Consider the following 20259-nt stretch of genomic DNA (forward strand, 5'->3'; position numbering starts at 1 on the left):
TCATGTCAGGTGCTGGCGTCGAACGCCGCTACCAGATGGCGCGGCAGGCTGCGCGGCGCAACCAGAATCGCGTCGAAGCGCAGCTCCAATTCGGCATGGTCGGGATGCGCCATCAACCAGGCCTGCGCGGCATCGATGATGCGCTGCTGCTGGCGCGGCGTCACCGCATAGGCGGCATCGTCGAGCGAGGCACGCGCCTTGACCTCGACGAAGGCAACCAGGCCGCGCCTGCGCGCGATGATGTCGATCTCGCCTTGGGGCGTGCGGAAGCGTTTGGCGAGGATGCGATAGCCCTTGGCGATCAGCAGCGCTGCGGCGCGGGCTTCCGCCGATAATCCGGTGCGGAAGGCGGCGACGCGTTCGGGTGCCGCCGTCTTCGCCGGCTTGTCAGGGGAGACGCGCTCAGTCTTCGCCATCGGCCGACCCTGACCGCGCGTCCTTCACCAGCTCGAGCGCGCGCGCATAGACTTCGCGGCGCGGCCGGCCGGACAGCTCGACGGCATGCATCACGGCATCCTTGACGCTCGATCGCTGCAGCAGATCCTTCAACACGGCGTCGAGCGCATCCGGCGTCAGCACCCCGGCGCCGCGCGGCGGCGGACCGATCACCAGCACGAACTCGCCGCGCGTTTCGAGATCGCCGGCCTCCGCAGCGAGATCGCCGATGGCGCCGCGCAGCACCTCCTCGTGCAGCTTGGTGAGCTCGCGGCAGATCGCGGCCTGACGTCCCGCCATGGCATCGGCGAGGTCGGCCAGCGTCTCCTGCACCCGGTTGCCGGCTTCGAACAGGACCAGCGTCGCGTCGATCCGCGCGAGCTCGGACAGCCGCGTACGCCGCGCCTGCTGCCTGGCCGGCAGGAACCCCTCGAAGAAGAAGCGGTCGGTCGGAAGCGCGGCCACGCTGAGCGCCGCGAGCACGGCGGAAGGTCCCGGCAGCGCGGTGACAACATGCCCGGCCTCACACGCCTCGCGCACCAGCTTGTAGCCGGGATCGGAGATCAGCGGCGTGCCGGCGTCGGACACCAGCGCGATGGCCGCGCCTTCGGCGAGGCGCTGCAGGATCCTGGGTCTGACGGCTTCGGCATTGTGCTCATGATAGGCTGCGAGTTCCGCGCTGAGGCCGTAGCGCTCGGTCAGGCGCCGGGTGATTCGCGTGTCCTCGCACAAGATGAGGTCGGCGCCGGCCAGGGTTTCCAGCGCGCGCAGCGTGATGTCGCCGAGATTGCCGATCGGGGTCGCCACCAGATGCAATCCAGGCCGCGCCTTGGGCGCCGCAACGATCTGCCCCGCCACCAGATAGGTCGACGTGGTGGAAGATTTGCCGTCATCCGGCGACGTCTTGGGGATTGCCTTCGCGCCCATCGAGGTAATTTAAAGGGCCTGCCGCGGGATTGCCACAGGGGAACAGCCGCGCAGCGATTTTGAAGTGCCGATCGGCACGGGGGGGCCGTTCATCGCAGCTTCAAGTTCGAAGCTGCACCTCGATGAGGGTGTGTACGAGCAGGGGATAGGCCGTGCAAAACGTCGAATTGATCGGCTGTGTGGCGCTGACAGCCTTTTGTTTTGCTTAACTATTCGTCGACAATATGAGTGAATCTGCACGGCCTGCGGGACGTGCGTTTGGGGAACTTCTGGCCGGACTCGGCCGAACGAAGAGATGCCATGGTGGGCCCGCGTCATCCCAACTCTCTCGGTCCGGGACCCCATGGGGTCGCCCGGCGAACGGCGCTGGGCCTGATTGTCGGCGCGCCGCTGCTGTCGGCGTGCTCCAACGTCCAGCAGGGCTTCAATCCGTTCGAGCAGCCGACCGCGCCGGCGGGACCGCCGCAGCAGCCGGCGGTGGCCGGCAACGGCCAGGTCAAGGTCGGGCTGATTCTGCCGCTGTCGGCGTCGGGCAATGCCGGCGTCGCCGCGCAATCGATGAAGAACGCCGCCGAGATGGCGCTGGCCGAGTTTCAGAACCCCAACATCCAGCTCCTGATCAAGGACGACGCCGGCAGCCCGCAAGGGGCGCAGCAGGGCGCGCAACAGGCCTGCGACGAAGGCGCCGAGATCATCCTCGGCCCCCTGTTCGCGGGCTCGGTGCCGGCGACGGCCCAGGTGGCGCGCGCGCGCAACATCTCGGTCATCGCCTTCTCGACCGATTCGAGTGTGGCGGGGCGCGGCGTCTATCTGCTCAGCTTCCTGCCGGAGTCCGATGCCAGCCGCATCGTCGAATATTCCGCCAGCGTCGGCAAACGCTCGTTCGCGGCGCTGCTGCCCGACAATGCCTACGGCACCGTCGTCGAGGGGGCGTTCAAGACCGCGGTCAGCCGCCGCGGCGGACGCATCGTGGCATTCGAGAAATATTCCGGCGACCGCACTGGGCCTGCGCGCACGGTGGCGCAGGCGCTCGGCGGCGCCGATGCGCTGCTGCTGGCCGATGACGGCGAATCGGTCGCGGCGACGGCCGATGCGCTGACCGCTGCCGGCGCCAATCTGCGCAACATCCAGTTGCTCGGCACAGGGCTGTGGGACAATCCGCGCGTCTATGCCAGCGCCAGCCTGCAGGGCGGCCTCTATGCCGCGCCGGATCCCTCCGGCTTCCGCGCCTTTGCCGGCCGCTACCGGACGCGATTCGGCGGCGATCCCGTGCGTACGGCGACCCTCGCTTATGATGCGGTGGCGCTCGTGGCCGCGCTGGCGCGCACCCAGGGCAACCAGCGTTTCGCGCCCGATGTCCTGACCAATGCATCCGGCTTCGCCGGCATCGACGGGCTGTTCCGGTTCCGCAGCGACGGCACCAATGAGCGCGGGCTTGCGGTGATGCGCGTCGGTTCGGGTGGCGGACAGGCGGTCGCCGGCGCGCCGAAGAGCTTCAGCGCGACCTGAGTCGCAGCACTTCTCAGGCGGCGAGGTCGGCGACGACCGCGTCGAGCACCGGAAAGCCGTCCTGGGTCACGCGCAGCCGCCCGTCCGGATCGACCGCGATCGCGCCCTCCTCGCGCAGCAGCGCGATGCGGCGCGGATCGAGCGTGCGGCCGGAGATCCTTGCGTAGCGCTGCGGGTCGATGCCCTCGGCCAGTCGCAGCCCCATCAGCAGGAATTCGTCGGCGCGCTCCTCGCGGTTGAGCTCGTCGTCGGTCATGACACCATGACCGTTGGACTCGACCCGCATCAGCCAGGCCTCCGGCCGCTTGTCGGTCGCGGTCGCGTGTCGGATACCGTCGATGTCGAGACGACCATGGGCGCCGGGGCCGATGCCGGCATATTCGTGGCCGCGCCAGTAGACGAGGTTGTGCCGGCACTCCGCGCCGGGCCGGGCGTGATTGGAAATCTCATAGGCCGGCAGTCCGTGACGGCCACAGATCTCCTGCGTGACGTCGTACAAGGTGCGCGCCAGGCCTTCGTCCGGCGTCTTCAGCTTGCCTGCGGCGTGCAGGCCGAAGAACGGCGTGCCTTCCTCGATGGTCAGTTGATACAGCGACAAATGCTCAGCCGCCTCGCCGATCGCCCGCGTCAGCTCCTCGGTCCACATCGCCGGCGTCTGGTCGGGCCGCGCGTAGATCAGATCGAACGAATAGCGCTCGAACGCATTACGCGCGATCGCCACCGCCTTCATCGCCTCTTCGGCGGTGTGCAGGCGGCCGAGCATCTTGAGCGACGCATCGTCCATCGCCTGGACGCCGAGCGAGACCCGGTTGACGCCGGCGGCGCGATAGCCGGCAAAGCGGGTCGCCTCGACGCTGGTCGGGTTGGCTTCGAGCGACACCTCGACATCGCCAGCGACGTGCCAGTGCCGGCCGATCGCGTCGAGAATGGCGCCGACCGTCTGCGGCTGCATCAGCGACGGGGTGCCGCCGCCGAGAAAGATCGACGTGACGGTGCGCGGCCCAATGCGGGCGGCCGTGGTCGCGATCTCCTGCGCAAAGGCGCGGGCGAAGCGGTCCTGATCGATGGCGGCATGCCGGACGTGGCTGTTGAAGTCGCAATACGGACATTTCGACAGGCAGAACGGCCAGTGCACATAGACGCCGAACGCTTCGCTGTCAGCGCTGCTCAAGACAGATCTCCGCGAGTTTCACGAAGGCGCGCGCCCGGTGCGACAGGCCGAGCCCGAGCGGCGGCAGGCCATGTTTCTCGATGCTGGTCATCTCGCCGAAGGTCCGGTCGTGGCCCTCGGGCAGGAACATCGGGTCGTAGCCGAAGCCCGCCGTGCCACGCGGCGGCCAGACCAGGGTGCCGTCGACCCGCGCCTCGACCTCCTCGACGTGACCGTCCGGCCACGCCACGCACAGCGCCGAGACGAAATGGGCGCTACGCTTGTCGGCACCAGTCGCGTCCCGCTCCTGCAGGAGGCGCTCGATGCGCGTCATCGCGCCGGCGAAATCCTTGTCCGGTCCTGCCCAGCGCGCCGAATAGATCCCCGGCGCCCCATCGAGCGCATGAACCACGATGCCGGAATCGTCGGCAAAGGCAGGAAGCTGCGCGGCTCTGGCCGCGGCGACCGCCTTGATGCGGGCGTTGGCCTGGAAGGTCTCGCCGGTCTCATCCGGCTCGTCCAGGCCGAGATCGCCGGCCGACACCGCCTCGACGCCATGGGGAGCGAGCAGCTCGCGCATCTCGGCAAGCTTGCCGGGATTGTGGGTCGCAATGATGATGCGACCGGTGAGCTTGCGGTGCGGGCTGCTCACGCGACCGCCATCTTCTGCAGGTCGACCAGCCGCGCGACGCCCTTGCGGGCGAGCGCCATCAGCGCCAGGAATTCGGCCTCGGTGAACGGCGTCTTCTCCGCCGTGCCCTGCACCTCGATGATGCGGCCGTCGCCGGTCATGACGAAATTGGCGTCGGTCTCGGCCTCGGAGTCCTCGGCGTAGTCGAGATCCAGCACCGGCGTGCCGTTGTAGATGCCGCAGGAGATTGCGGCGACGTTGGCGCGCAGCACCTCGGTCTTGATCATGTTGCGCGATTTCATCCACTTGATGCAGTCGGCCAGCGCCACCCAGGCGCCGGTGATCGACGCCGTGCGCGTGCCGCCATCGGCCTGCAGCACGTCGCAATCGACCGTGATCTGGCGCTCGCCGAGCGCTTCCAGGTCGATCGCGGTGCGCAGCGAGCGGCCGATCAGGCGCTGGATCTCGACGGTGCGGCCGGTCTGCTTGCCGGCGGAGGCCTCGCGCCGGGTCCGTTCCAGCGTGGCGCGCGGCAGCATGCCGTATTCGGCGGTGATCCAGCCGCGTCCCTGGCCCTTCAGCCAGGGCGGCAGCCGGTCCTCGAGCGTGGCGGTGACCAGGACATGGGTGTCGCCGAACTTCACCAGGCAGGAGCCCTCGGCGTATTTGACGACGCCGCGTTCCAGGCTCACGGCCCGCAGTTCATCCGGTGCACGGCGGCTCGGCCGCATGATTCTCTCCGTGAAAGCGCGCGAAAGACCGACTTTGACGGGCCTTGTAGGAGCCGGGACCGGCAGCGGCAAGGGTTTATCGTGGCTTCGCCCGCGAGCGCCGACCGGCTTGCCACCGAGCCGCCGCATGGACACATTATAGGCAGCTGGGAGGAGTGCATCTGGTGGCCCACCACGATCCGATCAACCTGATGACACCGCCGGCCGGTCTGGCGCACCTGAACGAGCGCTCGCGCGAGATCTTCCGGCAGATCGTCGAAAGCTATCTGGCGACCGGCGAACCGGTCGGCTCGCGCAACATTTCGCGGCTGATCGCGGTTCCGCTGTCGCCGGCCTCGGTGCGCAACGTCATGGCCGATCTCGAGCAGCTCGGCCTGATCTACGCGCCGCACACCTCGGCCGGCCGGTTGCCGACCGAGGCTGGCCTGCGCTTCTTCGTCGACGCCCTGATGCAGGTCGGTGACATGACGGAGGCCGAGCGGCAGTCGATCCAGAGCCAGCTCGCGGCCGTCGGCCAGGCGCAGTCGGTCGAAGCGGCGCTGGACGAAGCGCTGACCCGGCTGTCGGGTCTGACCCGTGCCGCTGCCGTGGTTCTCACCGCCAAATCCAACACCCGCCTGAAGCACATCGAGTTCGTCAGGCTCGAGCCCGAGCGCGCGCTCGTCGTTCTGGTCGGTGAAGACGGACAGGTCGAGAACCGGGTCCTGACCCTGCCGCCGGGCGTGCCGTCGTCGGCGCTGACCGAGGCGTCCAATTTCCTCAATGCCCGCATCAGAGGACGGACGCTGGCGGAAGCGCGGCTCGAGCTCGAGACCGCGCTGGCGCATGACCGTGCCGAGCTCGATCAGTTGACGCAGAAGGTGATCGCCGCCGGAGTCGCGAGCTGGTCCGGAGGGGACAGCGACGAGCGGCAGCTCATCGTGCGCGGCCACGCCAACCTGCTCGAGGACCTGCATGCGCTCGAAGATCTCGAGCGTGTCCGGCGGCTGTTCGACGATCTCGAGACCAAGCGCGGCGTCGTCGATCTGCTCGGACGGGCGGAGAGCGCGGAAGGTGTCCGCATCTTCATCGGCTCGGAGAACAAGCTGTTCTCGCTGTCGGGCTCGTCGACGATCGTGTCGCCCTATTCCGACGCCACGGGGCGCATCGTCGGCGTGCTCGGCGTCATCGGTCCGACCCGGCTCAACTATGCCCGGGTGATTCCGACGGTCGATTATGCCGCGCGTCTGGTCAGCCGGCTGCTGGGTGGCTGACGCGTGACTTGGTTCACCCGCGGACAGCGCCTCCGGGCGCAATGGTCAGGCTGCGCTTGATTTTCGACGCCCAAAGCACGATATCCCGCCCCATATCCCCCAAACCCGTCAGCCGAACTTGCGAGTCTGTCCATGACCGATCCCGACCTGCATAAGAATGATCCGGAAAACCCGGCGCAGGCCAGCGAACCCGTCGTCTCCAAGCCCTACATCATGCCCGATGATCCTGAGGCCGGCTCGGCCGAGGCCCTTGCCAAGGAGGCGGCCGACGCGCGCGACAAGATGCTGCGCACGCTCGCGGAGATGGAGAACCTGCGCAAGCGGACGGCCCGTGAAGTCGCCGATGCGCGCATGTACGGCATCACCGGCTTCGCCCGTGACGTGCTCGATATCGCCGACAATCTGCAGCGCGCGCTCGATGCCGTGCCGGCCGAGACACGCGCCAATGCCGATGCGGGCCTGAAGTCGCTGATCGAGGGCGTCGAGCTCACCGAGCGCTCGCTGCTCAACACGCTGGAGAAGAACGGCGTCAAGAAGTTCGATCCGACGGGACAGAAGTTCGACCCCAACTTCCAGCAGGCGATGTACGAGGTCCCGGATCCGTCGGTGCCGTCCGGTACCGTGGTGCAGGTCGTGCAGGCCGGCTTCATGATCGGCGAGCGCGTGCTGCGCCCCGCGCTGGTCGGCGTGTCCAAGGGTGGCGCGAAGGCGGCGCCGGCGGCGAGCAACGATCAGTCGAACAGCGCCGCCTGACGGCGAGCCTAGGCAGGCGTCCCGCTGCCGTCCTGTCGATCGAATGAACAAGCCACGGGCAACGATGCCCGTGGCTTCTTGTTTGTCGGCGCGACTTTGTAGTCCGTCTCACGGCGAGTGGCCAACGTGATCACGACGTCCGATGCCGGGCTGGTCTCAGCCTCTCGGCTGGATGCCGTCGCGGACGGCGCGGAAGCGCGGGAAGGCCGCCGACCACTGGTCGCGCGGCGCGCTGCCGATGATCCGCAACGTGTTCGGCCCGCCGAAGCGCAGCCACTGCACCACCGTCACCGGCGTATTGTCCTTGCCGCTGGTGGCGTCGATCCGGGTCTCATAGGCCGGCTGGCCGTCGATGCGGATCGGCTCGGACATCGTGATGCGCGCTTCGCGGACGCCCGGAATGGTGGTGGCCGCCTGCTGCGCGACGCGCGCGCGGTCGCCTGCCTCCGGGGCGACGCCGGCCACCAGCCCGATCACCACGAAGGGCGCGGCCTCGAAGCCCTTGTCCTCTTCGCCATCGGCCAGGATCAGGGCGCCCGGCCCGAGCGTGCGGATGGTCTTGAACCCGGAGAGGTCGGTGACCTTGAACGGCATCATCGCGAGCTGCTCGTCGACCGGAACGTCCTTGCGGACGACGGCGGAGGCGAACATCTGGCGCACGGCATCGTCGGTATAGATCCGGCTCGCGGTCTCCGGGATCTGCACGGCCACGTAGCCGGAGAAGCCGTTGCCGGGCAGGATCATCGAGTAGCGCCGCACTGGCGTGGCGCCATCCCGGCCGTTCTCCACCGTGTAGTAGGCGGTGCCGGCAGCGGTCTCGATGCTCTCCGGCTTGACGCTGCCGGTCCCGGCGGGATTGGCGGTAAACGCATTCTTCACCTCGCCATAGGCGGCCGCCGGCAGTTCGGTCAGCAGCACCTTGACGCTCTGGTCCTCGGTTTCGAAGCCGGAGAACGTCTTGGCCTTGGCGAGCCCCACCAGGGGCGCGAGCCCGATGCGGACGCCGGGCGGAAATATGGCGTCGGCGGCCAATGCGGGGTGCAGCAGCGACATCAGCAGGGTGGCCGCGGCGAAAAATCGAACGATCATCATCAACATTGCCTCGTTGACCGAGGCCTCGTGCCGAGGCGGTCGGGATCCTCGCCAGCGTGGTCTTCGGCGGGCACGCTTTTAGCGGCTTTACGCCCCCCGCAACAGGCCGGGCGCGCGGTTTTGATCGCCTGCGGCGATTGGCGGGACCCCCGCGGGGGCGCATTTCGCGGATAATTCGCCTCGAAAGGCGGATTCAGGATGGTCCAGCGCTAGCTGCGCTTCAGGATTTCGACGCCGTCGACGGTCTGTACCAGCACATAGGGCTCCAGCAGAGCCCTGAGTTCGGGGTCGGAACGCGCCCAATCGCCCCAGTCGCTGTTCTGATTGTCGATCAGGACGACGTCGGGCGGCTGTTTCCGGAAGTCGGCGACGATCCCGGCGCGTTCGCGTTCCACGTAGGGCGCGAGCCTCTGCGCCGTCTGTGAATCGATGGTTCCGTCCTGTTGCGAGCGGCGAACGATTTCCCGGACCCAGAACGCCTCCTGGCGCGAGATCCAGGTGCCATCGAGGGTCCGCACCATGGGGTGGCCGATGACCGCAGCCGCGCTGAGCACCAGCATGCTCGGGTGCGGACCGAGCCGCGCCACCTGGGCTTCGATCTGCCGGACGTCGACGCTGCCATTGAACCAGAAGCAGGTCTGCACGAACAGCACGGCGCCGGCGAGAGCGGTGGCGGCACGCGGCCAGCGTCGCGCGTCGCGGCTGCTGTCGATCGCCGACAGCGCAAGGCCGGCGGCCAGCAGCGCCAGCGCGACCATGGGGTAGGCGTGATAGCCCCAGCCTTTCTGCTGCGCGACGAACGACACCAGGAAGCCGAGCGATCCGGCCAGCGTGGTGAAGGACGCCGCGTCGCGCTCGTATTGCCGGCGCTGCAGGAGGAGGACGATGATTGCCGCGGCGAGCCACAGGCCCATCGGCAGAGTGACGAGGATGGTCGGTACGGGCGCCTTCAGAAGCAGATAGACGTCGCGGACCAGCGGATAGATGACCGTGAAATATTCGGGAAAGAACAGGTAGATGCACGCCGCGTTGAGCAGCACCAGGGCCGCGGCGATCCAGTTCTCCAGCGCGAGCAGCACGCGCCAGTCGCGCGCCTGCGCGGCGGCGGCGAGAATGCAGAAGCCGACGCTGAAGGCGAAATAGGGCTTGAAGCTCATCGTGAGGCCGGCGCTGAGCCCGGCGATGAGGATGGCCGTCGGGGCTACCCGCTCGCCCTCGGCGCGCAGGATATACACCGCGATCGCCGGCAATATCGTGATCAGGGCCAGATGTTCCCGCTGGCCGAAATCATACATCGGCGCGATCAGGAGCAGGGCGGTCGTCCACGCCGCCAGCCGGCCGTCCGCGAGCCGATGGCGCAGGGCCGATGTCCGCAGCACCAGCCACACCAGCGTCAGGGATGCCGCGGTCAGTGCGAAGATCAGGATATTCGTCGCCAGCTCGGGCCTGAGATGGATCGCACGCGCCAGTGCGACCGCCAGAAGATAGACCGATCCCGCCATGGGCGGATTCGTCTCGAGGATGTCGACGTAGAGTCGCTGGCCATCGAGCATGCGCTCGCTGACGAGGAGCCACCAGCTGACGTCGACATTGAGGGGAAGGACGTACCGCAGCCACGCGGCTGCAACCACGATGGCGCAGATCAGCAGTCTCGGGAACGTGGCCTGGCCGGCTTCACGCGCGCGTTGCGGAAAGCCCCAATCGGTGTCGATGACCATGCCTCATTCCCGTCCCAGGAGTGCGGCAGGCTAGGGCCCGTGGGTTAACAACGCATTTCGGTCGTTGGGGCAGATCAGCGGCACCGGGTCTGTCGCACTTGCCGGCGATCGCACACCCTGCATTTCGCACCAGCCGTTCGATGTGCCGACAGGTGGACCCGCGCAGTCGCCTCCGGTCCGAGCCGCCGTTCCGCGTCGCCGCCGGGCCCGATGGGCCGCTCTGATGTCTCCATGATGACCTTGGGCGGCGGCCGTGATTTTCGTGGGGTCGAACCCCTGGTCCGGTCCTTGCGGGCCACTCCCCCCCTCCTATATGACGCTCATCGTCGCAATATCGCGAGCATTTGATCTGAGGGGGTTTTGGATGGGGGCGCCGTCAGGGCCCCACCCAACCTGCCGCAAAAAGAAGGATATGAGACCATGGGAAAGGTCATCGGGATCGATCTCGGCACCACGAATTCGTGCGTGGCCGTCATGGACGGCAAATCGTCGAAAGTCATCGAGAACGCCGAGGGCATGCGCACCACGCCGTCGATCGTCGCCTTCAGTGACGACGGTGAACGTCTGGTCGGTCAGCCGGCCAAGCGCCAGGCCGTGACCAACCCCGAGCGCACCTTCTTTGCGGTCAAGCGCCTCATCGGCCGCCGCTACGACGACCCGATGGTCGAGAAGGACAAGAAGCTCGTCCCCTACAAGATCGTCAAGGCCGGCAACGGCGACGCCTGGGTCGAGGCCGACGGCAAGACCTATTCGCCCTCGCAGGTCTCCGCCTTCATCCTTCAGAAGATGAAGGAGACCGCGGAAGCCCATCTCGGCCAGAAGGTCGACCAGGCCGTCATCACCGTCCCCGCCTATTTCAACGACGCCCAGCGTCAGGCCACCAAGGACGCCGGCAAGATCGCGGGCCTCGAGGTTCTGCGCATCATCAACGAGCCGACCGCGGCCGCGCTCGCCTACGGCCTCGACAAGACCAAGGCCGGCACCATCGCCGTGTACGACCTCGGCGGCGGCACCTTCGACGTCTCGATCCTGGAGATCGGCGACGGCGTGTTCGAGGTGAAGTCGACCAATGGCGACACCTTCCTCGGCGGTGAAGACTTCGACATGCGTCTGGTCAGCTACCTCGCCGACGAATTCCAGAAGGAGCAGGGCATCAACCTGCGCAACGACAAGCTCGCTTTGCAGCGCCTCAAGGAAGCTGCCGAGAAGGCCAAGATCGAGCTGTCGTCGACCACCCAGACCGAGATCAACCTGCCCTTCATCACCGCGGACCAGTCCGGTCCGAAGCATCTGACGATGAAGCTGACCCGCGCCAAGTTCGAGGCGCTGGTGGCCGACCTCGTCGAGAAGACCATCGAGCCGTGCCGCAAGGCGCTGAAGGATGCCGGCCTCACCGCTGGCGAGATCGGCGAAGTGGTCCTGGTCGGCGGCATGACCCGCATGCCGAAGATCCAGGAGATGGTGAAGCAGTTCTTCGGCAAGGAGCCGCACAAGGGCGTCAACCCCGACGAGGTGGTGGCGATCGGCGCGGCCATTCAGGCCGGCGTGCTGCAGGGCGACGTCAAGGACGTGCTGCTGCTCGACGTGACCCCGCTGTCCCTGGGCATCGAGACCTTGGGCGGCGTGTTCACCCGCATCATCGACCGCAACACCACGATCCCGACCAAGAAGAGCCAGGTGTTCTCGACCGCCGAGGACAATCAGAACGCGGTCACCATCCGGGTCTTCCAGGGTGAGCGCGAAATGGCGGCCGACAACAAGATGCTCGGCCAGTTCGACCTGATGGGCATTCCGCCGTCTCCGCGCGGCATGCCGCAGATCGAGGTGACGTTCGACATCGACGCCAACGGCATCGTCAACGTGTCGGCCAAGGACAAGGCCACCGGCAAGGAGCAGCAGATCCGCATCCAGGCCTCGGGTGGTCTGTCGGAGGCCGATATCGACAAGATGGTCAAGGACGCCGAGGCCAACGCCGTGGCGGACAAGAAGCGCCGCGAGGCGGTCGACGCCAAGAACCATGCCGACGCGCTGGTGCACTCGACCGAGAAGGCTCTGGCCGAGCATGGCTCGAAGGTCGCCGACACCGAGCGCCGCGCCATCGAGGATGCCGTCAGCGATCTCAAGGAAGCGCTGAAGGGCGACGATGCCGAGGCGATCAAGGCCAAGACCAATACGCTGGCCCAGGCGTCGATGAAGCTCGGCGAGGCCATGTACAAGCAGCAGGCCGAGAGCGATGCGGCCCGCGACGCCGCCAAGGATGACGTGGTCGACGCGGAGTTCACCGAGGTCGACGACGACAAGAAGAAATCTGCTTAACTGAGGCAGAGGTAGTGACCATGACCCCCATTCCAAAGAGCGCTTTCAGCGGCTCGTTGGATGGGGGTCATTTTCATTGACCCGGAACGCGCGCGGCGATCGCGCCAGCCGTTCCTGTTGGGCGAAGTTCGGGCGGGTTTGATTGATGTCCACCAAGCGCTGCTACTACGAGACCCTGGAAGTCGAGCGCGACGCCGACGAGAGCAAACTCAAGGCCGCCTTCCGCAAGCTGGCCATGAAGTGGCATCCGGACAAGAATCCGGGCGATGCCTCCAGCGAAGTGAAATTCAAGGAAATCAACGAGGCCTATGAGGTGCTGCGCGACGCCGACAAGCGCGCCGCCTACGACCGCTATGGCCACGCCGCCTTCGAGCAGGGCGGCATGGGCGGGGCGCACGGCTTCGGCGCCGGTTTCGCCTCCTCGTTCTCCGACATCTTCGAAGACCTGTTCGGCATGGCCGGGCAGCGCCGCGGCGGCACCGGACGCGAGCGCGGCGCCGATCTGCGCTACAACATGGAAATCACCTTGGAAGAGGCGTTCCAGGGCAAGACCGCACAGATCGAAATTCCGGTCTCGGTGACCTGCGAATCCTGCTCCGGCACCGGCGCCAAGGCCGGCACCAAGCCGAAGACCTGCGCGATGTGCGGCGGCGCCGGCCGCGTGCGGCAGGCGCAGGGCTTCTTCACCCTGGAGCGGACCTGCCCCGGCTGTCACGGCCGCGGCCAGATGATCGAGGACCCCTGTCCGTCATGCTCCGGCTCGGGCCGTGTCACCCGTGACCGCACGCTGTCCGTCAACATTCCCCAGGGCGTCGAGGACGGCACCCGCATCCGTCTCGCCGGCGAGGGTGAGGCGGGCCTGCGCGGCGGGCCGCCGGGCGATCTCTACATCTTCCTGTCGTTGACGGCTCACGAGTTCTTCCAGCGCGACGGCGCCGACCTGCACTGCCGGGTGCCGATCTCGATGGTGACCGCGGCGCTCGGCGGCGAGTTCGAGGTGCCCACGATCGACAAGGGCAAGACCAAGGTGAAGATTCCCGCCGGTGCGCAGTCCGGGCGCCGGTTCCGGATCGCGGCCAAGGGCATGCCGGTGCTGCGCTCGCGCCAGACCGGCGACATGTATGTCCAGATCGTTGTCGAGACGCCGCAGAACCTGACCAAGAAGCAGCAGGAATTGCTGGCCGAGTTCGAGAAGCTGTCCTCGGGAGCAACCCAGCCCGAGGCCGCCGGCTTCTTCACCAAGGTCAAGGACTTCTTCGGCAAGGCGGCGAGCTGAGCCGTGAGTGCAGAACCGCGGGGCCGCATGCTTTCGCTGAACGGCATCGGAATGTCGATGTCGAGCGAATTTGCTGCTCCGCACATGCAAAAAATTATCGAATGCAACTGTAAGAGCGCGGACCCGCCAGCCTTAATCGTACGTTACGGTTCGGCTTGACCGCCCCGCCTGCGCCCTATACGTCTTTGTGACTCTTTTCTGACATCGCCGTGAAGACGGTCCCGTCTGGTACTGAGATGCCCCTGCAAACGTCCGTGCGTGCGTCGAAAAAGCCTCTCCGTCTGGACGACGAAGTGCGCTTCCTCCGCTCATGGATCGAAAAGCCGCTGCACATGGGCGCCGTCATGCCGTCGGGCCGACTGCTGGCCCGCACCATGGCGCAGTACGTCGATCCGCACGGGACAGGACCCGTCATCGAGCTCGGACCGGGCACCGGCGCGATCACCAATGCGCTGGTCGAACATGGCGTCGATCAGAAGCGGCTGGTGCTGGTCGAGTACAATCCGGGTTTCTGCGCCCTGCTGCGCGACCGCTACCCGCAGGCCAAGGTGGTCCAGGGCGACGCCTATCGCCTTCGCGACACGCTCTGGAACGTGCTCGGCGCCCCGGCCTCGGCCGTCGTCTCCGGCCTGCCGCTCGTGACCAAGCCGATGCTGACCCGCATGAAGCTGATCCGCGATGCCTTCGCGGCGATGTCGCCGAATGCGCCGTTCGTGCAGTTCACCTATTCCGTCGTGCCGCCGATTCCGAAGTCGCTGCCTGGCGTTACCACGCAGGCCTCCGAGCGCATCTGGATGAATCTTCCGCCGGCGCGCGTCTGGGTGTATCGCAAGCCCTGACCGGCGGCCGCGATCCTTCGTGGCGGGTCGTTGACCGACCTCACGATGTCCGCGCTGAAGATGCTCATCATCCCCGGTTCGACGCGGGCCGGCTCGCACAACGCGAAGCTCGCCGCGGCCGCCGCCTATCAGTTCGTGCAGGCCGGCGCCGAAATCACCCGCATCTCGCTCGCCGACTTTCCGCTGCCGATCTACGACGCCGACCTCGAGGCGCAATCGGGCATTCCACTTCACGCCGTGAATCTGACGCGCATGATCGGCGTTCATCATGCCGTGTTGCTGGTGACGCCGGAATACAACGCCTCGGTGCCGCCGCTGCTGAGCAACGCCATCACCTGGATCTCGCGCGTCGACGAGCCGCCGGGCAGCCGCGGCGCGGTGCTCCGCAGCCGGCCGTTTGCGATCGCTGCCGCCTCCGAGAATCGCTTCGGCGGCGTGCGTGCACTTTCGGCGTTGCGGCTGATGCTGACCGCCTGCAACGCGACGGTGATCCCGAGCCAGCTTGCGCTGGCCTTCGCCGACAAGGCCTACAACGACATGGACCGGCTCAAACTGCCCGCCGACATCACGGCGCTCGACGCCCTGGTGCGGGAGCTGATCGTTGTCGCGCAACATACGATGTGAGGTGACATGCCGACCGAGATTGCTCCCCGCGACCGCCTGATCGTGGCGCTCGATTTGCCGAGCGTGGCGGATGCCGAAGCCATGATCATCAGGCTCGGCGACGCCGTGACGTTCTACAAGATCGGCATGGAGCTGACCTATGCCGGCGGCCTCGGTCTCGCCGAACGGCTCGCGGCCGAGGGCAAGCACGTGTTCATGGACCTCAAGCTGCACGACATCCCGAACACCGTCGAGCGCGCCACCCGGCAGATCGCCAGGCTTGGCGCCCGCTTCCTCACCGTGCACGGCTTCTCCCAGAGCATGAAGGCGGCGCTCGCCGGCGCCGCCGGCTCCAGCCTCGAGCTGCTCGCCGTCACCGTCATGACGTCCTACGACGATGCCGATCTCGCCGCCGCCGGCTACGCCATGGGTGTCAAGGAACTCGTGGCGCACCGCGCCAGGCAGGCCAAGGAGATCGGCATCCACGGCCTGATCCTGTCGCCGGAGGAGACCCAGCTCATCCGCCCGCTGGTCGGCCCTGATATGCAGCTCGTGACCCCCGGGATCCGCCCGGCGGGATCGGACGTTGGCGACCAGAAGCGCATCATGACCCCGGCGCTGGCGATCGCCGGCGGCGCCGACCGCCTCGTCGTCGGCCGTCCCGTCACCGGCGCCGCCGATCCGGCGGCGGCCGCCGAGAGCATCGTCGCCGACATCGCCAGCGCCGTCGCGCTGGTCGGCAAGACCAACCGAGCTTGAGCAAGCGCGCCAGAGAGCAAGGAGACGACAGGGATGCCCAATGCCTATTGGATCGCGCGGATCGACGTGCACAACATGGACGGCTACAAGGACTACGTCGCGCAGAACGGCGCCGTGTTCCACCAGTACGGCGCCAAATTCCTGGTCCGCGGCGGCCAGTACGAGACCAAGGAAGGCACCTCGCGCTCGCGCAACGTCGTGATCGAGTTCAAGGACTACGCGACCGCGCTGGCGTGCTACAATTCCCCTGAATACCAGCGGCTGGTGGCGATGCGCGCGCCGCATTCGCAAGGCGATCTGGTGATCATCGAGGGCTATGACGGCCCGCAGCCCTGATCGCCGCCCGCCCCGGCCACCGTCGACGTGGCCTCGCTCGGTTGCCGCCGCTATCAGCCCCGGCTATAGCCCTTGAAGGGGCAGAGGAGTTGACATGTCCAAGATGCGCTTGATCGTTGCCGGAGCCGGCGGCCGCATGGGCCGCGCCCTGGTGCGCGCGATCGCCGAGACCGACGGCGCCGTGCTGGCGGGCGCGCTCGAAGCCCCCGGCTCGGAGCTGATCGGCAAGGACTCCGGCGCCCTCGCCGGCCTGCCCGCCAACGGCATCAAGCTGTCGGGCGACCTCTGGAGCATGTCGGCCGAGGCCGACGGCATCCTCGATTTCACCGTCCCGGCCGCGACCATCGCCAATGTCGCCATCGCCGCCCAGCGCGGCATCGTCCACGTCGTCGGCACCACCGGCCTGTCCGCGTCGGACGACGCCGTCATCAGGAGCGTCACCAAGCGCGCCATCGTCGTGCAGTCCGGCAACATGAGCCTCGGCGTCAACCTGCTGGCGGCGCTGGTCAAGCAGGTGGCGAAGTCGCTCGATGCCGGCTTCGACATCGAGATCCTCGAGATGCACCACAAGCACAAGGTCGACGCGCCCTCGGGCACGGCGCTGATGCTCGGCCGGGCCGCCGCCGAGGGCCGCGGCATCGCGCTCGACGAGCATTCCGCGCGCGGCCGCGACGGCATCACCGGCGAGCGCCGCAGCGGCGACATCGGCTTCGCCTCGCTGCGCGGCGGCACGGCGGCGGGCGATCACAGCGTCATCTTCGCCGGTCCCTCGGAGCGGCTGGTGCTGTCCCACCAGGCCGAGGACCGCATGATCTTCGCCCATGGCGCGCTGAAGGCGGCGCTGTGGGCCCATGGCAAGCCGCCGGGCTACTACACGATGGACGACGTGCTCGGCCTCAAGGACCTGTTCTAGTTCAACGTCGATGGAAGCGAACTGATGAGCGAACGTCTCCTGGTGCTGGTGCGCCACGGCCAGAGCGAGTGGAATCTGAAGAACCTGTTCACCGGCTGGAAGGATCCGGACCTGACCGAGCAGGGCGTGGCCGAGGCCAAGGAGGCCGGGCGCAAGCTGAAGGCGCAGGGACTGGTCTTCGACGTCGCCTTCACCTCGGTGCTGACGCGCGCCCAGCACACGCTCGACCTGATCCTGACCGAGCTCGGCCAGACCGGCCTGCCGACAGCCAAGAACCTCGCGCTCAACGAGCGCGACTATGGCGACCTCTCCGGCCTCAACAAGGACGACGCCCGCGCCAGATGGGGCGAGGAGCAGGTCCACATCTGGCGCCGCTCCTACGACGTCCCGCCGCCCGGCGGCGAGAGCCTCAAGGACACGCTCGCCCGCGCGCTGCCCTACTACGTCCAGGAGATCCTCCCCGGCGTTCTCCGCGGCCAGCGCACATTGGTCGCCGCCCACGGCAACTCGCTCCGCGCCCTGATCATGGTGCTGGAGAAGCTGACGCCCGAAGGCATCCTGAAGCGCGAGCTGGCGACTGGCGTGCCGATCATCTACCGCCTGAACGCCGACTCGACGGTGGAGTCGAAGCTGGACCTGGCGGGCTAGGACCGTCGCAAGATTCCACTGCTCATGGGTGATCGCATCCCCATGAGTCGAAGCCCAGCCCCCGCCGTATCGACGCTGCGCTCCCTCTGCCCGTTCTCAAGGGCAGAGAATTGAGAGCAGCCGAGGTGAGCCCCGCTGTCACCCTCCCCTGGAGGGGGAGGGTCGGCTCAGATGCGCGGAGCGCATGTGAGCCGGGGTGGGGTGATCTCTCCACTCGCACCGGTTTCCGCGGCTCACCCCACCCCGCTCGCCCGCTTCGCGCGCGATCGACCCTCCCCCTCCAGGGGAGGGTGAGACTGAGATCGCGGCGCCTGCCGTCGGCATCATCGAAAGTTGGCGACGTTCGCGCAGCGCAACCGCCACGATCTGCCATGCGATGGATTCCGGGCTCGTGTTGCGCACGCCCCGGAATGACAGCGGAGAGAGTGGCGCCTGACTGGAATTCGTGTCGTACGAAAAGCTGCGTAGTTTCTCAGTCGTCATGCCCCGCGAAGGCGGGGCATCCAGTACGCCGTGACGGTCGCGAGACTCGAGACGTCGGTGTTTACTGGATCGTCAGCGTTCGCGGACGGTGACAGCGAGAGTAGCAGCGGCCTCGCCGCTCTACCCCATCCCCACCTGCCCGGCCTCCCACCCGATCATCGCCTGCTTCCGGGTCAGCCCCCAATGATAGCCTGTCAGCGCGCCGGTCTTGCCGAGCGCGCGATGACACGGCACCACGAACGAGATCGGGTTCTTGCCGACCGCCGCGCCCACCGCGCGCGAGGCTTTCGGCGACTCCAGCCGGGTCGCGATGTCCGAGTAGCAGACGGCGCGGCCCATGGGGATCTTGAGCAGGGTCTCCCAGACGCGGACCTCGAAGTCGGTGCCGATCAGGACGACGCGCAAGGGCTGGTCGGGCCGCCACAGGGTCTTGTCGAAGATGCGCTGGGCGAGGCCGGCGGTGCCGGGGACGTCTTCGATATAGGTGGCGCGGGGCCAGCGGCTCTTCATGTCGGCGAGCGCGCCAGCCTCCTCGCCGGGGTCGGCGAAGGCGAGGCCAGCGAGGCCACGCGGGGTGGCCATCACCAGCGCGATGCCGAACGGGCAGGGGTGGAAGCCGTAGCGCAAGGTGGTGCCGGCGCCGCCGGTCTTCCATTCGCCGGGCGACATCGCTTCATGGGTGACGAACAGGTCGTGTAGCCGGCCGGGGCCTGACAGCCCCGAGTCGAGCGCTGCGTCGAGCACGCTGGCCGAGCTCTTCAGTAGACCCTTGGCGTGGTCGAGCGTCAGCGCCTGCATGAACGCCTTCGGCGTCAGCCCGGCCCAGCGCCGGAACAGATGGTGCAGCTCGTCCGGCGTCAGGCTGGCGGCGTCGGCCATGTCCTCGATGGTCGGCTGCCGCCGCCAGTGTTCCGAGATGAAAGCGATCGCGCGGCGCACCGCATCGTAGTCGCGCAGCGCGGCCGATTGTTGCGGGCCCGGCTTGGCCAGGGCGGAATCGTGAATGGCGAGGGTCATCATGATCCGGATGTAGGGCGGCCGGGGCGCGGACTCCACCCGATTTCCGATCGGGAGGCTAGGGGCGTTGCGATCGGCTTCGGCTTGAAACAGGAGTTTCCCGGCTTGCTCCGTCATTCCGGGGCATCGCGCAGCGATGAGCCCGGAATCCATAACCACGAGAAGACGTGTGAGGCGAGATGCCCACTACCCGCGTGCCCCACACAAGGTCCTGTGGGTATGGGTTCCGGGCTCGCGCTGCGCGCGCCCCGGAACGACGCCGGAGGGTGTTAGCGGCGCTTTCGCCTGGGTAGAGCTGCCCGCAGTCAGTGCCCTTGGACGCGCTACAGCGGGTTGTACACCGGCCCGCGCTTCGCCGCCTGCAGCCCCGCCGTCAGCGCCTTGGCAAAGCTCGCCTTCTCCTCCGGTCCCAGGAAGCTCGCGATGGCGACGCGCTGGCCGCGCGCCACCAGGTAGAGGCGCTCGATACCGAACTCCTCGTGGGTCTCCTGGTCGAGCCGCACCCAGAGCGGGTTGAAGCGCCATTCCATGACGTGGCCCTTGTGGCTGACGCGGCGCAGGCGCAGCTCGGTCAGCGTGATCGAGACGTCCTCATAGGCGTTGGCGCGGCGGAAGTTGACCTTGAAGGCCCAGTAGATCGCGAGCGCATCCAGGCCGAAGAAGCCGAGCACCGGCCAGGCGCCCATTAAGAGCGAGGCGATGCCGCCGATGAAGCTGATGGCGCAGACCACGACCATCAGCACCAGAAAGCCGGTGCGGCTGAGCGAGCGATGCGGCGTCAGCCGGGCCGAAAACAGCTCGGGATCAGCGGCGTCAGTGCCGGTCTCCTGATACGCAAAAGCATTGCCTGGCGTCATGGGGCCTCAGTAT

Annotated in this window: 20 protein-coding genes; 11 read left to right on the top strand and 9 right to left on the bottom strand. The window is 67.4% G+C overall.

Features of this window, described 5'->3' with window-relative positions:
* Nucleotides 1–5: 5 nt before the first annotated feature.
* Complete coding sequence (locus QW861_RS28545; RefSeq protein ID WP_315716817.1) at nt 6–416, bottom strand: YraN family protein; 411 nt, start codon at nt 414–416, stop codon at nt 6–8.
* The gene (gene rsmI, locus QW861_RS28550; protein ID WP_315716818.1) at nt 403–1362 is read right to left on the bottom strand and encodes a 16S rRNA (cytidine(1402)-2'-O)-methyltransferase; all 960 of its coding nucleotides are present in this window, start codon (nt 1360–1362) and stop codon (nt 403–405) included. Before rsmI ends, QW861_RS28545 begins: the two co-directional genes overlap by 14 nt.
* A 300-nt stretch (nt 1363–1662) precedes the next feature.
* Between rsmI and QW861_RS28555 the strand changes: the two genes are divergently transcribed.
* Nucleotides 1663–2871 carry a penicillin-binding protein activator gene (locus tag QW861_RS28555; protein ID WP_316193791.1) on the top strand — a complete coding sequence of 403 codons (1209 nt, stop codon included), beginning with the start codon at nt 1663–1665 and terminating at the stop codon, nt 2869–2871.
* 13 nt (nt 2872–2884) lie between these two features.
* Here the strand turns inward: QW861_RS28555 and hemW are convergent, their stop codons facing one another.
* Genes hemW through rph form a run of 3 tightly spaced genes read right to left on the bottom strand, consistent with a single transcriptional unit; the run spans nt 2885 to nt 5383 of the window.
* Nucleotides 2885–4042: a radical SAM family heme chaperone HemW gene (gene hemW, locus QW861_RS28560; protein WP_316193792.1), complete on the bottom strand. Its 1158-nt coding sequence runs from the start codon at nt 4040–4042 to the stop codon at nt 2885–2887.
* Nucleotides 4029–4673 (bottom strand): RdgB/HAM1 family non-canonical purine NTP pyrophosphatase, encoded by a 645-nt coding sequence (gene rdgB, locus QW861_RS28565; protein ID WP_315716821.1) that lies wholly within the window; start codon nt 4671–4673, stop codon nt 4029–4031. The genes hemW and rdgB overlap by 14 nt, the downstream gene beginning before the upstream one ends.
* The gene (gene rph / locus QW861_RS28570) at nt 4670–5383 is read right to left on the bottom strand and encodes a ribonuclease PH (RefSeq protein ID WP_315716822.1); all 714 of its coding nucleotides are present in this window, start codon (nt 5381–5383) and stop codon (nt 4670–4672) included. Before rph ends, rdgB begins: the two co-directional genes overlap by 4 nt.
* A 164-nt stretch (nt 5384–5547) precedes the next feature.
* Here rph and hrcA point away from each other — a divergent pair, with 164 nt between their 5' ends.
* Complete coding sequence (gene hrcA / locus QW861_RS28575) at nt 5548–6636, top strand: heat-inducible transcriptional repressor HrcA (RefSeq protein ID WP_315716823.1); 1089 nt, start codon at nt 5548–5550, stop codon at nt 6634–6636.
* Nucleotides 6637–6768: 132 nt separating this feature from the next.
* Nucleotides 6769–7389, top strand: a complete 621-nt coding sequence (gene grpE, locus QW861_RS28580; protein ID WP_315716824.1) for a nucleotide exchange factor GrpE — start codon at nt 6769–6771, stop codon at nt 7387–7389.
* Between the two features lie 156 nt (nt 7390–7545).
* On the opposite strand, the gene QW861_RS28585 is transcribed toward grpE, so the two are convergent.
* Both QW861_RS28585 and QW861_RS28590 read right to left on the bottom strand, forming a co-directional pair.
* Complete coding sequence (locus QW861_RS28585) at nt 7546–8481, bottom strand: hypothetical protein (RefSeq protein ID WP_315716825.1); 936 nt, start codon at nt 8479–8481, stop codon at nt 7546–7548.
* 209 nt (nt 8482–8690) lie between these two features.
* A complete protein-coding gene (locus QW861_RS28590) occupies nt 8691–10199 on the bottom strand; it encodes a hypothetical protein (RefSeq protein ID WP_315750499.1) in 1509 nt (502 codons plus the stop codon).
* A 420-nt stretch (nt 10200–10619) separates the two neighbouring features.
* On the opposite strand from QW861_RS28590, the gene dnaK reads away from it, so the two are divergent.
* The 8 genes from dnaK to QW861_RS28630 all read left to right on the top strand — a co-directional run bounded on the left by dnaK (nt 10620) and on the right by QW861_RS28630 (nt 17889).
* The gene (gene dnaK / locus QW861_RS28595) at nt 10620–12515 is read left to right on the top strand and encodes a molecular chaperone DnaK (protein ID WP_315716827.1); all 1896 of its coding nucleotides are present in this window, start codon (nt 10620–10622) and stop codon (nt 12513–12515) included.
* A 145-nt stretch (nt 12516–12660) separates the two neighbouring features.
* Nucleotides 12661–13791 carry a molecular chaperone DnaJ gene (gene dnaJ, locus QW861_RS28600; protein WP_315716828.1) on the top strand — a complete coding sequence of 377 codons (1131 nt, stop codon included), beginning with the start codon at nt 12661–12663 and terminating at the stop codon, nt 13789–13791.
* 236 nt (nt 13792–14027) lie between these two features.
* Nucleotides 14028–14630, top strand: coding sequence for a class I SAM-dependent methyltransferase (locus QW861_RS28605; protein ID WP_315716829.1), 603 nt, complete (start codon nt 14028–14030; stop codon nt 14628–14630).
* 45 nt (nt 14631–14675) lie between these two features.
* On the top strand, nt 14676–15254 hold the full coding sequence (locus QW861_RS28610) for an NAD(P)H-dependent oxidoreductase (protein WP_315750830.1): 579 nt from the start codon (nt 14676–14678) through the stop codon (nt 15252–15254).
* A gap of 6 nt (nt 15255–15260) precedes the next feature.
* A complete protein-coding gene (gene pyrF / locus QW861_RS28615) occupies nt 15261–15992 on the top strand; it encodes an orotidine-5'-phosphate decarboxylase (RefSeq protein ID WP_315750498.1) in 732 nt (243 codons plus the stop codon).
* A gap of 33 nt (nt 15993–16025) precedes the next feature.
* Complete coding sequence (locus QW861_RS28620) at nt 16026–16328, top strand: DUF1330 domain-containing protein (protein ID WP_315750497.1); 303 nt, start codon at nt 16026–16028, stop codon at nt 16326–16328.
* A gap of 94 nt (nt 16329–16422) precedes the next feature.
* The gene (gene dapB, locus QW861_RS28625) at nt 16423–17241 is read left to right on the top strand and encodes a 4-hydroxy-tetrahydrodipicolinate reductase (RefSeq protein WP_315716833.1); all 819 of its coding nucleotides are present in this window, start codon (nt 16423–16425) and stop codon (nt 17239–17241) included.
* 24 nt (nt 17242–17265) lie between these two features.
* Entirely contained in the window at nt 17266–17889 is a 624-nt protein-coding gene (locus QW861_RS28630) for a 2,3-bisphosphoglycerate-dependent phosphoglycerate mutase (protein WP_315716834.1), read from the top strand.
* Between the two features lie 603 nt (nt 17890–18492).
* On the opposite strand, the gene QW861_RS28635 is transcribed toward QW861_RS28630, so the two are convergent.
* Together QW861_RS28635 and QW861_RS28640 are read right to left on the bottom strand one after the other, a co-directional pair.
* Nucleotides 18493–19392 carry a bifunctional helix-turn-helix domain-containing protein/methylated-DNA--[protein]-cysteine S-methyltransferase gene (locus QW861_RS28635; protein WP_315750496.1) on the bottom strand — a complete coding sequence of 300 codons (900 nt, stop codon included), beginning with the start codon at nt 19390–19392 and terminating at the stop codon, nt 18493–18495.
* Between the two features lie 320 nt (nt 19393–19712).
* Entirely contained in the window at nt 19713–20246 is a 534-nt protein-coding gene (locus QW861_RS28640) for a DUF2244 domain-containing protein (protein ID WP_316193793.1), read from the bottom strand.
* Between the last annotated feature and the right edge of the window lie 13 nt (nt 20247–20259).

Origin of the sequence: Bradyrhizobium sp. SZCCHNRI1029 (assembly GCF_032487555.1) — a bacterium.
Classification (GTDB): Bacteria; Pseudomonadota; Alphaproteobacteria; order Rhizobiales; family Xanthobacteraceae; genus Bradyrhizobium.